The 16247-nt window shown below is 74.9% G+C and carries 8 protein-coding genes; 7 read left to right on the top strand and 1 reads right to left on the bottom strand.

Annotation, left to right across the window (positions count from 1 at the left end):
- Positions 1-36 precede the first annotated feature (36 nt).
- Positions 37-2949 (bottom strand): ATP-binding protein, encoded by a 2913-nt coding sequence (locus tag Sdia_RS16035; RefSeq protein ID WP_124288319.1) that lies wholly within the window; start codon positions 2947-2949, stop codon positions 37-39.
- A gap of 301 nt (positions 2950-3250) precedes the next feature.
- On the opposite strand from Sdia_RS16035, the gene Sdia_RS16030 reads away from it, so the two are divergent.
- The 7 genes from Sdia_RS16030 to Sdia_RS16000 all read left to right on the top strand — a co-directional run bounded on the left by Sdia_RS16030 (position 3251) and on the right by Sdia_RS16000 (position 16167).
- Positions 3251-4627 carry a glycosyltransferase gene (locus tag Sdia_RS16030; protein WP_189500183.1) on the top strand — a complete coding sequence of 459 codons (1377 nt, stop codon included), beginning with the start codon at positions 3251-3253 and terminating at the stop codon, positions 4625-4627.
- Between the two features lie 54 nt (positions 4628-4681).
- Complete coding sequence (locus Sdia_RS16025; RefSeq protein ID WP_100457008.1) at positions 4682-5740, top strand: DegT/DnrJ/EryC1/StrS family aminotransferase; 1059 nt, start codon at positions 4682-4684, stop codon at positions 5738-5740.
- Between the two features lie 94 nt (positions 5741-5834).
- Positions 5835-7013, top strand: a complete 1179-nt coding sequence (locus Sdia_RS16020) for a cytochrome P450 (RefSeq protein ID WP_185392714.1) — start codon at positions 5835-5837, stop codon at positions 7011-7013.
- 50 nt (positions 7014-7063) lie between these two features.
- The gene (locus Sdia_RS16015) at positions 7064-7258 is read left to right on the top strand and encodes a ferredoxin (RefSeq protein WP_100457006.1); all 195 of its coding nucleotides are present in this window, start codon (positions 7064-7066) and stop codon (positions 7256-7258) included.
- Positions 7259-7495: 237 nt separating this feature from the next.
- Positions 7496-8266 carry a thioesterase II family protein gene (locus tag Sdia_RS16010; RefSeq protein ID WP_100457005.1) on the top strand — a complete coding sequence of 257 codons (771 nt, stop codon included), beginning with the start codon at positions 7496-7498 and terminating at the stop codon, positions 8264-8266.
- Positions 8267-8461: 195 nt separating this feature from the next.
- The gene (gene pabB, locus Sdia_RS16005) at positions 8462-10693 is read left to right on the top strand and encodes an aminodeoxychorismate synthase component I (RefSeq protein WP_229831111.1); all 2232 of its coding nucleotides are present in this window, start codon (positions 8462-8464) and stop codon (positions 10691-10693) included.
- Between the two features lie 248 nt (positions 10694-10941).
- A complete protein-coding gene (locus Sdia_RS16000; RefSeq protein ID WP_115068698.1) occupies positions 10942-16167 on the top strand; it encodes a type I polyketide synthase in 5226 nt (1741 codons plus the stop codon).
- Positions 16168-16247 lie beyond the last annotated feature (80 nt).

Below are 16247 nucleotides of genomic sequence, written 5' to 3'. Positions count from 1 at the left end.
CTACCGCAGGTGAGCGTCTGTAACCCAGTGTTCTTCCTATGGTTTTCGCTTCTTCGCATCCCTCAGCCGTCCGGCCGGTCGGGAGGCGGCCGCGGTGCCGTCCGCGCGGAGGGCCTCGGCCAGCTCGCCCCGCCGGGCCACCCCCAGTTTCCGGTAGACGCTGGTCAGGTGGAGTTCCACGGTCCGCACGGTGACGAAGAGCGACTCCGCCACCTCCCGGTTGCCGGCGCCGGACGCGACCAGTCCGGCCACGGTGCGTTCGGTGCCGGTGAGCATGTCCAGGGGTGAGGCGGTGACCTCGCGCATCCGCCCGCCGGCCGCGACCAGGTCGTCACGGGCCTGCCGGGCGAGGGCGACGCAGCCGCACCGCCGGGCGAGCCCGACGGCCTCCCGCATGTGCTCGCGGCCCTCCCGCACGGCTCCGTCCGCCACCAGCGCCCGCCCCAGCGACAACGACGCGCGGGCGTGCTGGGCCCGCGCGGGCGATTCCGCCAGCAGGCTCACCGCCTGCCGCAGCGCCCCGGTCCGTGCCTGACCGCGCGCGGCCGCGCCCCGGGCGAGCGCGGCGTAGCCGAGGGCGCGCGGGGTGCCCCAGCGTTCGGCGAGCCGTGTGCCGTGCGCGGCGGCCTCGTACGCCTCCGCCCCGTGGCCGGCGGCACCCAGCAGGCAGGCCGCCTCCAGCCACCAGGGCGCGAGAACCGGGTTGGTGAGTCCGGCCTCGGCCATCGAGTCGCCGCAGCCGCGGAACACCTCCAGGGCTCCGCCCGGATCGCCGTCGGCGGCGAGCGCCCGGCCGCGTGCCATCAGGTACCAGTGGTACTCCCAGACGAAGCGGTCGAGGTGGGGGCGTTTGATGGCGTCGAGCGCCGCCAGCGCGCGCGCCGGGTCACCGCGTTCGGTGAGGACGGAGGCGTACGCCGTGTGCGGCATCGTGGTGGTGTCGCCCCAGCGTTCCTGGCCGAGGATCTCCGACGCGGTCTGCGCGTCGGCCATGGCGTCCGTCACCGCACCGTTCTCCAGGCGGAACAGCGACCGGGTGGAGAGCGCGAGTACGTACGTCCACACCGCGGCGGAGTCGCGGCTGTCCCGCAGCACGGTCTCCAGCACCTCGTCGGCGGCCTCGTTCTCGTCGGCCAGCGACAGGGCGAGTGAGGCGGGCAGCAGCGACCACACGCCCAGCGGCACGCCGGGGGCGCGCAGCGCGCGCCGGGCCCGGCGCGCGGTCTCCTCCGCTCCCCCGCCGTCCGCGGCCCGGAGCACGCTCAGCATGGCGAGTTGCTGGCGCTGGGCAGGGGTGTCGCCCGGCGGCGGAGTGAGGCCGGCGGCCAGGCGCAGGGCGTCGGGCAGGGTGGACTTCTCGTCGGAGCCGACGATCAGCAGGGCCGACTCCGCGAGCGTGCGCAGTTCACGGTCGGCGGGTTCGGGGGCCGGGCCCAGCTCGGAGTCGAGCGCGTGCAGCGTCTCGGTGAGGACGCGGGCGCCCTCCGGTGCCTGCTGCACGGCGAGGCAGGTGAGGCCGTACTGGACCGCCGTGGCGGCGCGGGCCCGGACATCGGCTGTCAGGGTGTGCGCCTCGTGCAGCAGGGTCACCGAGCGGGCCGGATCCGTCTCGGCCAGCGCCTTGCCGAGCCGGGACAGGACGACGGGGTCCTCCGGCCCGGCCTCCCGCACCCGCTCCAGGTAGCGGGCGGCGGCCTCGGAGGCGCCGCGCTGTTCGGCCTGGGCCGCGGCGGCGCGCAGCACCGAGAGCGCCCAGTCGTCGGAGGCGCCGGGCAGGAGCAGCAGGTGGGCGGCGCTCTCCTCGGGAGGGCGTCCGATGTCGCTGAGGAGGCGCGCGGCGCGACCGCGCAGGGCGGCGGTGGCCGAGCCGCCGAGGGTGTCGAGGACGGCGGCGCGCACCAGGTCGTGAGCGGGTTCCAGACGCTCGGGGTGGACCAGTCCGGCGTGGCGCAGGATCTCCACGGCCTCCTCCACGTGCACGACGGACACCCCGGCGAGGGCGGCGAGGTAGGCCGGCTCCTCCTGACCGAGCACGGCCACGGCCCGGGCGACCTGCCGTACCCAGCCCGGCTGCTGCCCGAGGACGCCCTGCACCGAGGCGGCGACGACCTTCTCGCCGGCTCCGGCCAGGCGGGCCTCGCCGGGCCCGTCGGGGCCCATGCCCGCGGATCTCAGGTCGCGCAGCAGGCGGACGATCGCGAGCGGGCTGCCGCCGGTGACGGAGAGCAGGTGGCCCACGAACGACGGCAGGGGCTTCTGCCCGGGGAAGAATCCGGCGGTCAGCTCCGTCGTCTCGGCGGTGTCCAGGGGACTGAGGCGCAGCGGAGCCGGGAGGTGGTGGGCGACAAGGTCGGCGAGAGCGTCGGGAGCGGGGAGGCCGGTGCCGGTGCGGTGGGCCGCGACGACCAGCAGCGGCAGGCCGTCCGCCCGGCGCAGCAGGAAGTCGAGCCAGCGCAGGGAGCGTTCGTCGCACCACTGGGCGTCGTCGAGGACGAGTACCAGGGGCCCGTCGGCCATCAGGTTGGCCGCCAGCCAGTACAGCCCCTGGAGCACGGAGAAGGTGCTGCCCGGATCGGGGTCGAGTTCTCCGGGGTCGGCCGCCAGGGCGGGCAGCGCGCGCCGGGCCCCGCCCTCCAGGAGCCGGGAGTTGCGGCTCCGGCGGCCCGTGAGGCCGAGCCCTCCGAACAGGGCACGCACCCCGCTGTAGCCGGTGGCGACGTCGACGGCCCGGCACGCCCCGTGCAGGGCGGTCATGCCGGAGAGGGGGCCGCCCTTCGCGAGGGCCGCCTCCAGCAGGGCGGTCTTGCCGATGCCCGCGGGGCCGTCCAGGAGCACCAGGCGGGGCCTGCCCGAACGGGCGGCCTCCGCGTGCCGGCCGAGGGCGTCGAGCTGGCCGCCCCGCCCGACGAGGGGCTGGTCCGGGGAGACGGTGCGGGCCGGGCTGGTCACTGGGGTCTCCCTCGCGTCGTACGGGCAGGGCCGGGCCGGGTGCGTCCGGCCCGTCCTGGCACCGGTCACCTGTCCACCGGGCCCCATCTACACACATCCGGCCGGCGGACGCAGCGGGCCGGCGCCGAATCTAAGGATTTCCCCGGTGGCCGACGTGAGATCAAGTGGTGGTGCGGTCGGGGCCGCCCCGTCCGGCCCGGCCGGCGGGCGGCTCTCGCCGCCGCCCCGCGCCCGTGTGACCGGCGGACCGCGGCCACTTACGCAGTCACCTCGTGAGCAGTCACCTCGTGAAAGGGCCCTCATGGACTCCGCCGCCCGGCCGATCCTCTTCGTCAGCCTCCCCGAGAGCGGGCTGCTCAACCCGTTGCTGGTGCTGGCCGGAGAGCTTGCCCGGCGCGGTGTGGCGGACCTGTGGTTCGCCACCGACGAGCACCGGCGTGCGGACGTGGAGGCGCTGTCGGCCGTGTCGGGGGTGTCGTTCGCCTCACTCGGCGAGGTGGTGTCCGAGCTGTCCGCGGTGACCTGGGACGACGAGGTGTACCGCGAGGTGACGCAGTCCTCCCGGTTCAAGGCGCACCGCGCGGTCGTGCGGCAGTCCTACCGGCCCGCGCTCCAGGCGCGTAAGTACCGCGAGCTGGAGAAGGTCGTCGACGAGGTACGGCCTGCGCTGATGGTCGTGGACTGCGTGGCGGGCTTCGCCGTCGACCTGGCCCTGGCCCGGGGCATCCCGTACGTCCTGAACGTGCCGTTCGTCGCGAGCAACGTCCTGACCTCGCACAACCCGTTCGGGGCCTCGTACACGCCGAAGAACTTCCCGGTGCCCAACTCGGGGCTGCCCGCGCGGATGTCGGCCCGGCAGAAGCTGGCCAACACGATGTTCAGGTGGCGGACGCTCGGCATGTTCCTGGACCCGGAGATGGGGAGGCTGCTGCGCGAGGACGCCGCGCTCCGCAAGGAGCTGGGCATCGCCCCGCCGAACGCCATGACCCGGGTCGACGAGGCCGCCGCGGTGGTCTGCTCCTCCATCGCGGAGCTGGACTACCCCTTCGACCTCCCCGAGAAGCTGAACCTGGTGGGCGCCGTGCTGCCGCCGCTGCCGGAGGCCCCGGACGGCGACGAGGTCTCCAAGTGGCTCGACGAGCAGTCGTCCGTGGTCTACATGGGGTTCGGCACCATCACCCGCCTCACCCGCGAGGAGGTCGGGGCGCTGGTGGAGGTGGCCCGGCGGATGTCCGCCACCCACCAGTTCCTGTGGAAGCTGCCCAAGGAGCAGCAGCACCTGCTGCCGGCCGACGGGTCGCTGCCGGCGAACCTGCGGGTGGAGAGCTGGGTGCCCTCGCAACTCGACGTCCTGGCCCATCCGCACGTGTCGGCCTTCTTCTCGCACGGCGGCGGCAACGCCTACCACGAGGGCGTCTACTTCGGTAAGCCGCAGGTCGTGCGGCCCCTGTGGGTGGACTGCTTCGACCAGGCGGTCCGCGGCCGCGACCTCGGCATCAGTCTGACCCTGGACAAGCCGCACACCGTCGACCCCGACGACGTGGTGGACAAGCTCACCCGGGTCACCGCGGAGCCCTCGTTCCGCGAGGAGGCCGAGCGGCTGGGTGCCCTCCAGCGGGAAGCGGGCGGCCGGGAAACCGCCGCCGACCTGGTGACCGGCCTGCTCCCGGCGGCATGACAGCGGCCGCACCGAGGCGGCCGGACCCATCGAGCGACAGCAGCGAGGACCCCCATGGCCTTCACCCATCCCGTCTCCCGGCCCGGTCTGGACGGCAGAGAGCTGGAGTACGTCTCCGACGCCGTCTCCGGCGGCTGGATCTCCTCCCAGGGACCGTACGTCCGGCGCTTCGAGGACGCCTTCGCCGAGTGGAACGGCGTGCGGCACGGCGTCGCGTGCTCCTCGGGCACCGCCGCCCTCACCCTCGCGCTGCGCGCGCTGAACATCGGTCCGGGCGACGAGGTGATCGTGCCGGAGTTCACCATGGTCGCCTCCGCGTGGGCGGTCACCTACACCGGAGCCACCCCGGTCTTCGTGGACTGCGGTGACGACCTGAACATCGACGTCACCCGCGTCGAGGAGGAGATCACCCCGCGCACCCGGGCGATCATGCCGGTGCACATCTACGGGCGGCGCTGCGACATGGACGCCGTGATGGACCTCGCGGTCCAGTACAACCTGCGGGTGGTGGAGGACTCGGCGGAGGCGCACGGGGTCCGCCCGGTCGGCGACATCGCCTGCTTCTCGCTGTTCGCCAACAAGATCATCACCGCCGGCGAGGGCGGGATCTGCCTCACCGACGACCCCCGGCTCGCCGAGCAGATGGCCCACCTGCGGGCCATGGCCTTCACCCGCGACCACAGCTTCCTGCACAAGAAACTGGCCTACAACTACCGTATGACGGCCATGCAGGGCGCCGTCGCGCTGGCCCAGACGGAGCGGCTGGACGAGATCCTCGCCGTACGCCGGGAGATCGAGGCCCGCTACGACGCCGGGCTCCGGGACGTCCCCGGGATCACCTTGATGCCCCCGCGCGACGTGCTGTGGATGTACGACCTGCGCGCCGAGCGCCGCGAGGAGCTGCGCGCCCACCTCGACGAGCGGGGCATCGAGACCCGGTTGTTCTTCAAGCCGATGAGCCGCCAGCCCGGCTACCTCGACCCGGTGTGGCCGACGCTCAACGCCCACCGGTTCAGCGAGGACGGGCTGTACCTGCCCACCCACACCGGGCTGACCGCCGCCGACCAGGAGCACATCACCGGCGCCGTCCGGGACTTCTACCGCGCGGGCTGACCCACGGCCCGAGCAGCGGGCCGTGCCGACCGCCCGACGCCCGCCCGACCGGGCGCGGCACAGCCGACCGCAGGACGAGAGACGAGGAGCGGACATGACCAGCCCCGGCCCGACGGTGGTCGACTTCCCACGGCGCACGCCCCAGGAGCCGCTGCCGCTGTCCCAGTACGCCGAACACCGGAAGCGGAACGGCCTGGTGCAGACCCACCTGCCGAACGGCCGGCCGATCTGGCTGGTGACCCGGCACGAGGACGTGCGCGCGGTCCTCACCCATCCGCGGATCAGCGCCAACCCCGACAACGAGGGCTTCCCCAACGTCGGCGAGACGATGGGGGTGCCCAAGCAGGAGCAGATCCCGGGCTGGTTCGTCGGTCTGGACTCCCCCGAGCACGACCGGTTCCGCAAGGTGCTCATCCCCGAGTTCACCGTGCGCCGCGTCCGCGAGCTGCGGCCGGCGATCGAACGGACCGTCGACGAGCGGATCGACGCGATGCTGGCCGGCGGGGACACCGCGGACCTGGTGAACGACTTCGCGCTGCCGGTGCCGTCCCTGGTCATCTCCTCACTGCTGGGCGTGCCGTCCGCGGACCGGGACTTCTTCGAGTCCCGCACCCGCACCCTGGTCGCCATCCGCACCTCCACCGACGAGGAGCGCGCCGAGGCCACCCGGCAGCTCCTGCGGTACATCAACCGGCTCATCGTCATCAAGCGGAAGTGGCGCGGCGAGGACCTCATCAGCCGCCTGCTGTCGACGGGCCGGCTCTCCGACGAGGAGCTGTCGGGCGTCCTGCTGCTCCTGCTGATCGCGGGCCACGAGACCACGGCGAACAACATCGGGCTCGGCGTCGTCACGCTCCTCTCGCACCGGGAGTGGATCGGCAACGACCGGCTCGTGGAGGAGTTGCTGCGCCTGCACTCGGTGGCCGACATGGTGGCGCTGCGGGTGGCCGTGGACGACGTGGAGATCGCCGGCCAGGTCATCCGCAGGGGCGAGGGCATCGTGCCGCTGCTCGCCTCCGCCAACCACGACTCCGAGGCGTTCGGCTGCCCGCACGCCTTCGACCCGGAGCGCACGGAACGCCGCCACGTGGCGTTCGGCTACGGCGTCCACCAGTGCCTGGGCCAGAACCTGGTCCGCGTCGAGATGGAGATCGCCTACCGCAAGCTCTTCGAGCGCATCCCGGACCTGCGCCTGGCCGTCCCCGAGGACCAGCTCGCCTACAAGTACGACGGAATCCTGTTCGGGCTGCACGAGCTGCCGGTCCGCTGGTAGCAGGCGGTCCGTGCCCGCCGCCGCCCCCATCCACCGAGGAGCCAACGATCATGCGTGTCACCGTCGACAAGGAGCAGTGCGTCGGGGCGGGCCAGTGCGTGCTGAACGCGCCGGACGTCTTCGACCAGGACGACGACGGGGTGGTGGTCCTGCTCCGCGAGGAGCCGGACGGGCAGGACCGCGAGGCGGTCCGTACGGCGGGTGACCTGTGCCCGTCGGCCTCGGTCACCGTCCACGAGGACTGAACCCGCGCGACACGAGGACCGGAACCGATGTGACGATCACCTGGACCAGCTCCGGCCGGGCCACCGGCCCCGGTCCACGCGTGGGCGCTCCCCGGCCCTCACTCACGCGGGGAGCGGCCGACGCCTTCCGTCCCCACATGCCCCGGGGTGGAGGGCGGAAGCGGGTCGCCGTCGCACGCGGGGCCTCCCGCCGGCGGAAGACCGACCGGCGACAGAACCACCGAAGGGACCCACTCCGTGACCACCGCTGACGACATCGCGGCCCTCTGGCTGCGGCGCTACCACCCGGCCGACGCCGACGCGGTACGCCTGGTGTGCTTCCCGCACGCCGGCGGCTCCGCCAGCTTCCACCACCCGGTCTCGGCCCGCTTCAGCCCGGGCGCCGAGGTCGTCTCGCTCCAGTACCCCGGGCGGCAGGACCGCCGCAAGGAGCCCTGCGTCACCGATCTCGGCACGCTGGCCGACCGGATCACCGAGCAGCTCCTGACACTCGACGAGCGGCCCACCGTCTTCTTCGGGCACAGCATGGGGGCCGCGCTGGCCTTCGAGACGGCGTGGCGGCTGGAGCAGAAGGGCGCCGGGCCGCGCACCGTCATCGCTTCCGGGCGCCGCTCCCCGTCCTCCACCCGCGCCGAGGAGGTCCACCTGCGGGACGACGACGGGATCGTCGCGGAGATGAAGCGGCTGAACGGCACGGCCGCCGGAGTCCTCGGCGACGAGGAGATCCTCCGCATGGCGCTGCCCGCGCTGCGCGGCGACTACCGCGCCATCGAGACCTACACCTGCCCGCCGGACCGGCGGCTGGACTGCGGCCTGACCGTCCTGACGGGCGAGGACGACCCGCTGACCACGGTCGAGGAGGCCGGGCGGTGGCGCGACCACACCACGGGGCCGTTCCGGCTGCGGGTGTTCGCGGGCGGCCACTTCTTCCTCACCCAGCACCTCCAGGCGGTCAACGGGGAGATCGCCCAGGCCCTTGCCCCCGGCCGGCCCGCTCCGACCGCCTGAGCGTCCGGCCCGGACGGCGGCGGGACCGCCGTCCGGGCAGGCGCTGGAGCCGTGACCGACGCACGGCCGCCGCGTACGCGCGTACGCGGCGGCCGTGGTCCGCACCACCGGAGAGCCCGCACAGGCCCGGACGGCGGCCCCGTCCGCCGCCTCCCCCGTCACTTTCCGCTCACGCGCCTGAGGGACAAGGACACCATGCGCACACTTCTCGTCGACAACTACGACTCGTTCACCTACAACCTCTTCCACTACCTGTCCCGGGTCAACGGCCGTGAACCCGAGGTCATCCGCAACGACGACCCGGCCTGGCGCCCCGGTCTGCTCGACGCCTTCGACAACGTGGTGCTCTCCCCCGGGCCGGGCACCCCGCACCGCCCCACCGACTTCGGCCTGTGCGCCGGAATCGCCGAGGAGGGGCGGCTGCCGGTGCTCGGCGTCTGCCTCGGGCACCAGGGCATGGCGCTCGCCCACGGCGCGCGGGTGGGACGCGCCCCCGAGCCCCGCCACGGCCGTACCTCGGCCGTCCGGCACGACGGCACCGGCCTCTTCGAGGGGCTTCCGCACCCGCTGGAGGTCGTCCGCTACCACTCCCTCGCGGTGACGGAGCTGCCGCCGGAGCTGGAGGCCACCGCCTGGTCGGCGGAGGGGGTGCTGATGGCGCTGCGCCACCGCACGCTGCCGCTGTGGGGAGTGCAGTTCCACCCCGAGTCGATCGGCACCGAGGAGGGCCACCGGCTGCTGGCCAACTTCCGTGGCCTGACCGAGCGGTACGACCGTCCGCGACGCGGTGCCCCGGGCGGGCGCGGTCCGCTCCTGGCGACCGTGCCCGCCCAGCGGACCGCCGCGGACCTCCCCGGCCCGGAGGTCACGGCCGCCGGGCCGGCGGGCGGACCGGCGGCCCCGGCGGCGGCGGGCGCGGCGCGGCGCCTCCGGGTGATCGTCGAGTCACTGCCCACCCACTGGGACGACGAGGTCGCCTTCGACGCGCTGTTCCGCACCGGCGACCACCCCTTCTGGCTCGACAGCGCCCGCCCCGGGGGGAGCCTGGGGCAGCTCTCCGTGATGGGCGACGCCTCCGGCCCGCTCGCCCGGACCGCCAGGGCCGACGTGCACGCCGGGACGGTCACGGTGACCGCCGGCGGCGCCGACAGCACCGTCGAGAGCCCCTTCCTGACGTGGCTGGAGAACGACCTGGCGGGTCTGCGCACGGACGTGCCCGAGCTGCCCTTCGAGTTCGCGCTCGGCTGGGTCGGCTGCCTCGGCTACGAGCTGAAGGCCGAGTGCGACGGCGACGCCGCGCACCGTTCGCCCGATCCCGACGCCGTGCTGGTCTTCGCCGACCGGGCCCTGGTGCTGGACCACCGCACCCGCACCACGTACCTGCTGGCGCTGGTGGAGGACGACGCCGAGGAGGCGGCGCGCTCCTGGCTCACGGCGGCCGCCACCACCTTGGACGACATCGCCGGACGGGAACCCGAACCGTGCGCCGAGGCCCCCCGGTGCACCACCGGGCCGGTCGAGCTGCGCCACGACCGGGACGCCTACCTCAAGCTGATCGACGTCTGCCAGCAGGAGATCGCCGCCGGGGAGACCTACGAGGTCTGCCTGACCAACATGGCCGAGGCGGACACCGACCTCACCCCCTGGGCGGCCTACCGGGCACTGCGCCGGGTGAGCGCCGCCCCGTTCGCCGCGTACCTGGACTTCGGCCCGATGGCGGTGCTCAGCAGCTCCCCCGAGCGGTTCCTGCGCATCGACCGGTACGGTCGGATGGAGTCCAAGCCGATCAAGGGCACGCGGCCGCGTGGCGCCACCCCGCAGGAGGACGCCGCGCTCGTGCGCGCGCTGGCCACCTGTGAGAAGGACCGGGCCGAGAACCTGATGATCGTGGATCTGGTCCGGCACGACCTGGGCCGGTGCGCGGAGGTCGGCTCGGTCGTCGCCGAGCCGGTGTTCCAGGTGGAGTCGTACGCGACCGTGCACCAGTTGGTCAGCACCGTCACGGCGCGGCTGCGCCAGGACAGCGGTCCGGTGGCGGCGGTCCGGGCCGCCTTCCCCGGCGGGTCGATGACCGGCGCGCCGAAGATCCGCACCATGCGGATCATCGACCGGCTGGAGGGCGGGCCGCGCGGCGTCTACTCGGGTGCCATCGGCTACTTCTCCCTCACCGGCGCGGTGGACCTGTCCATCGTGATCCGCACCGTCGTGCTCAGCGGCGGCCGGCTGCGCTACGGCGTCGGCGGCGCCGTCATCGCGCTCTCCGACCCGGCGGACGAGTTCGAGGAGACGGCGGTCAAGGCCGCCCCGCTGCTGCGTCTGCTCAACACCGCGTTCCCCGGCCGGGAGGCACCCGGCGCGGACCACGGCGAGGGCCCGGAAGGCCGTCCGTCCCAGGAAGCCCCGAAGGGCCTCGCCCTGCCCGGGTGACCTCCGCGATGCCCCGGTGGCCCGGCCACCGGGGCATCGCGTACGGCGCAGGACCTCCTCCCCGGCCACCCGTTGCCCGGTATGCCGGGGCTGAGTCGTATCCGCACACGGTCACCTCGCCGAGCGGCCCGGCCCGGCGGGGCCGCACCCGGACCGCTACGGCGGGATCTCTAGGGAAAACCCGGGCCGGGTGGGAACAGCCTGGAACCGTTCCCCCCCTCGACGGCGACGCTCGACATCCAGGAGTGATGGTGCCCGTCCACGCACACGACTACGTGACCGATCCGCCCGGCGCCACCGGCCGGGCCCTGGACGGGCTGACCCTGCCCCGGGTGTTCGCCGAGGCCGTGCGGCACGGCGGCGACGCCGTGGCCCTGGTCGACGGGGAGTACGCCCTGACCTGGAACGCCTGGCGGACCGCGGTGGACGCGCTGGCGCGCGGCCTCCAGGAGGCGGGGGTGGTCCCCGGCGACGTGGTGGCCCTGCACCTGCCCAACAGCTGGGAGTACCTGACGCTCCATCTGGCCGCGGCCTCTGTCGGCGCGGTCACGATGCCCGTGCACCAGGGCAACGCGGCCGCGGATGTCCGGTCCCTGCTGGAGCGGGTCGGACCCGCCGCCGTCGTCCTGCCGCCGCGCACCCAGGAGAGCGGGGGCCCGCTCTCCGGACCGGCGCTGCGGGAGGCGCTGCCGGGTCTGGGCGCGGTGCTGGTCACGGGGGACGTGGCGGGCGAGGGCACGGAGACCGTGACCGAGATGCTGGAGCGGTGGTCCGGGCGCGACCCGCTGCCCGTGGAGGTGTGCCCCGACTCGCCGTTCCTGCTGCTGCCGTCCTCGGGCACCACCTCGGCGCGTCCCAAGATCTGCCTCCACTCGCACGAGGGACTGCTCACCAACTCCCGGGCCGCCACCGAGGACACCGCGGAGGCCTTCGCGGGCACCCTGCTCACGGCGTGCCCGCTGACCCACTGCTTCGGCCTCCAGTCGGCGTACTCGGCGCTCTTCCGCGGCGGCTGCCAGGTGCTGCTGCCCGGATGGGACGTCGACCGGTTCCTGGAGCTGGCCCGCCGGGAGCGGCCGAGCGTGGTCGTGGCGGTCCCCGCCCAACTGCACGACGTGGTCTCCCGGGTGCGCGAGGACGCCGCGGGACCGGGCTTCCGCCCCGGCCGGGTCCTCACCGCCGGAGCCGCGCTGCCGCCGGCCCTCGTCCGGGAGGTGCGGGAGACCCTGGACACCACCCTGGTGGTGGTGTGGGGCATGTCGGAGGCCGGCAACGGCACCAGCAGCCTGTCCGCGGACGCGCCGGAGGTGGTCTCGCGCAGCGTCGGCCGGCCCACGCGCGACGCCGAGACGCGCGTCCTGGACGAGGACGGCGCGCCGTGCCCGCCCGGAGTGCCCGGCGAGCTGTACTACCGCAGCCCCAGTATGTTCCGCGGCTATTTCGGCGAGCCGGAGCTGACCCGGTCGGTGGTGTCGGAGGACGGCTGGCTGCGCACCGGTGACCTGGCCTCGATCGGCGAGGACGGCCTGGTCGTCTTCCACGGCCGCTCGGCGGAGCTGATCAACGTCGGCGGCCGCAAGTTCAACGCGGTGGAGATCCAGGCACTGCTGGCCGAGCTTCCGGGCATCGGCCCGCTCGCCGTGTGCGCCGCGCCGGACCCCCGCCTGGGCGAGTACCCGGTGCTGGTCGTCACCGAACGGCCCTCCGGCGCACCCTCGGACGGCGTGGCACCGCGCCCGCGCGGCACGGTCGGGCTCGACGAGGTGACGGCGTTCCTGCGTGGCCAGGGCATCGCCGAGTACAAGATCCCGCTGGAGCTGGTGGCCCTGCCCGAGCTGCCCCGTACCCCGGCCGGAAAGATCAACCGGCGGGCGCTGGAGCGGTATCTCGCCGAGGCGGCCGGGCGTCCTGCCGCCGTTCCGGCCGGGACGCCCCGCCCCGGCCCCCGGGCGGCACTGGAGCTGGTGGTCGCCACGGTCGCCGAGGTGCTGGCCGCCGCGCCCGGTGAGGCCGGCGCACGAGCCGCCGCGGCGCCGATCGGGCCGGACACCACCTTCCGTGCCCACGGCCTGGACTCGGTCGCCTCGGTACGGCTGCGCAACGCGCTCGCCGCTGCCACCGGGCTGCCGCTGCCCGCCGGCGTCGCCTTCGACTTCCCTACCCCGGCCGCCCTGGCCCGGGAGCTGGCCGGCCTCTCCTCCCCGGCCGAGGAGGAGAGCCCCGGCACGGCGGCTCACGACGGCGAGCCCGTCGCGATCGTCTCGATGGCCTGCCGCCTGCCCGGCGGCGCCGCCTCCCCCGAGGCGCTGTGGGAGCTGCTGCGCGACGGCACCGACGCCGTGTCCGGCTTCCCCGAGGACCGTGGCTGGGAGCTGGACACCCTCTTCGGCGACGACCCCGACGTGCCCGGCACCTCGGTGGCGCGCGAGGGCGGGTTCCTGCGCGACGCGGCCCACTTCGACGCGGGCTTCTTCGGGATGTCGGCGCGCGAGGCGCTCGCCACCGACCCGCAGCAGCGGCTGCTGCTGGAGACGGCCTGGGAGGCCGTGGAACGCGCCGGCATCGCGCCGAAGGCCCTGCGGGGCAGCCGGAGCGGCGTCTTCACCGGCGCGATGTACCACGACTACGCGGCCGGCGCCGCCGACCCGACCGGGGAGCTGGAGAGTCTGCTGCCGGTCGGCACCGCGGGCGGCGCGCTCTCCGGGCGGATCGCGTACACACTCGGGCTGAACGGTCCGGCGCTCACCGTGGACACCGCCTGCTCCTCGTCCCTGGTCGCGCTGCACCTGGCCTGCCGCTCGCTGCGCTCCGGGGAGTGCGACCTCGCGCTGGCGGGCGGCGTCGCCGTGATGTCCACCCCGGCCCCCTTCGTGGGCTTCTCCCGGCTGCGGGGCCTGTCCCCCGACGGTCGCTGCAAGTCGTTCGGCGAGGGCGCCGACGGCGCCGCCTGGTCCGAGGGCGCGGGCCTGCTGATGCTGGAACGGCTCTGCGACGCCCGCCGCAACGGCCACCGAGTCCTCGCCGTGATCCGCGGCTCCGCCGTCAACCAGGACGGCGCCTCCAACGGCCTCACCGCCCCCAACGGTCCGGCCCAGCGCCGGGTGATCCGGCAGGCCCTCGCCGACGCCGGTGTCCGGGCCGCCGAGGTGGACGTGGTCGAGGCGCACGGCACCGGCACCGCCCTCGGCGACCCGATCGAGGCGGACGGGCTGCTGGGCACCTACGGGCGGGACCGGCCGGAGGGCCGGCCGCTGTGGCTGGGCTCCGTGAAGTCCAACCTCGGCCACACCCAGGCCGCGGCCGGCGCCGCCGCGGTGATCAAGATGGTCCTGGCCCTCCAGCACGACCTGCTCCCGCGCACCCTGCACGCGGACCCGCCGACCTCCCGGGTGGACTGGTCGCCGGGCACCGTACGGCTGCTGTCCGCTCCCCGTGACTGGCCCCGCGAGGAGGGGCGGCCGCGCCGCGCGGGCATCTCCTCCTTCGGCATCAGCGGCACCAACGCCCACCTCGTCCTGGAGGAGGCGCCGGCACCGGCCCCCGACGAGGAACCGACCGAGGGCGCGGACACCCTCACCCCGCGCGCCGCCGTGCCGTGGCTGGTCTCGGCGAAGAGCGCGGACGCGCTGCGCGGGCAGGCGCGGCGCCTGGCCGGGTACGCCGCCGCCCATCCGGAGGTCTCCGCCCGCGACATCGCGTACTCCCTGCTCACCACCCGGGCGCTGCACCCGCGCACGGCCGTGCTGACCGGCGGCGACCGGGACGCGCTGGCCCGGTCCGCCGACACCTTCGCCCGGGGCGAGGCCCCCGGGAGCGCCGGACGCGGGCCGCTCGGCCCGGCCCCGGAGACCGCCTTCGTCCTCACCGGGCAAGGCAGCCAGCGACTCGGCATGGGCCGTGGGCTGGCCACCGCCTTCCCCGTCTTCGACACCGCGCTGCGCGAGGTGTGCCAGGTCCTCGACCCGCTGCTTGAGCGGCCCCTGACCGAGGTCATGTGGGCGGCGCCCGACAGTGACGAGGCCGGGCTGCTCGACGGCACGGGCCACGCCCAGCCCGCGCTGTTCGCGTTCGAGGTCGCCCTGTACCGGCTCCTGGAGTCCTGGGGGATCGTCCCCACGCGGCTGGTCGGGCACTCGGTGGGCGAGATCGCCGCCGCCCACGTGGCGGGCGTGCTGTCCCTGCCCGACGCCTGCGCCCTGGTCACGGCACGCGGCCGGCTGATGGCGGCGCTGCCGCCGGGCGGCGCCATGGCGGCGGTGCGCTGCTCCGAGGCGGAGCTCCTGCCGCTGCTGGCGGGCCGCGCCGGCGAGGTCGCCGTCGCCGCCGTCAACGGCCCGCGCTCCGTGGTCCTGTCGGGGGCCGAGGAAGCCCTGTCCGAAATGGTCACGGAGCTAGCCGCCGCCGGGCACAAGACGCACCGGCTCATGGTCAGCCACGCCTTCCACTCGCCTCTCATGGAGCCGATGCTCCCGGAGTTCCGCGCGACGGTCGCCGGGCTGTCGTTCGCCGCGCCCGCGATGCCGGTGGTCTCCGGCGTCACCGGCAGGCCGCTCACCGCCGAGGAGGTCAGCGATCCGGACCACTGGGTGCGCCACGCCCGCGAGACCGTCCGGTTCGCCGACGCCATCGGGCACCTGGCGGACGAAGGCACGGCCGTCTACGTCGAGTTGGGCCCTGAGGCCGCGCTCACCCCGATGGTCGGGGAGTGCCTGGGCGAAGCTGCGGGCGAGGGCCCCGCCGTGGAGCCGGTGGTACGCGGCGACGGGGACGAGGAGCGGTCGGCGCTGACCGCGGCCGTACGGCTGCACGCGCTCGGCCTCGACGTCGACTGGCGGGAGGTGCTGCCGCAGGCCCGCACGGTGCCGTTGCCGACGTACGCCTTCCAGCACGAGGCGTACTGGCTCGCCTCGTCCCGGTCCGTGGTCACCGGGCTCTCCCTGCCCGGCGGCTCAGCGGACGGCGCCGCCGGTCCCGAGCTGGCCGAGCGGCTGTCGGGCCTGTCCGGGAGCGAGGCGGGCGCGCTGGTCACCGAGCTGGTGCGGGCCGAGCTGGCGGCGGTGACCGGCGACGACCTCTCGCACGCCGGGCCGGACACGGCCTTCACCGAGCTGGGCGTCACCTCCGTCACGGCCGTGGAACTGCGCAACAGGCTGACCGCCGTCACCGGCGTGAGACTTCCCCCGACCCTCGTCTTCGACCACCCCTCCCCCGCCGCCGTGGCCCGCCTGGTGTGCGACACGCTCCGGGGCGGTCCGGCCCCGCGGTGCCGGGACGCCGTCTCGCTGGTCGACGAACTGGAGGCGCTGCTCGTCTCGGGCGCCGAGGTCGACTCGGACACGGCGGCGCGGCTGCGGGCCCTGGCCGGCCGGTGGGCGCCGAGCGGTGGCCCGGCGGCCCCGGCGAGCGCGCCGCTGGATCTGGACGACGCGTCGGACGAGGAGCTGTTCCGCCTCATGGACGGCGGCACGCCGTGACCCTCCCGGCCCGGCGGTACCCCCGCGGCCCGACGGCCTCCGCCCCCGGTACGGCGGGGGGCGCCCCGTACGGGGCTCCT

This window comes from Streptomyces diastaticus subsp. diastaticus, assembly GCF_011170125.1.
In the GTDB taxonomy this organism is placed as follows: domain Bacteria; phylum Actinomycetota; class Actinomycetes; order Streptomycetales; family Streptomycetaceae; genus Streptomyces; species Streptomyces diastaticus.
Note: the sequence above shows the minus strand (reverse complement) of the source record. Positions and strands in the feature narration are given on the sequence as shown.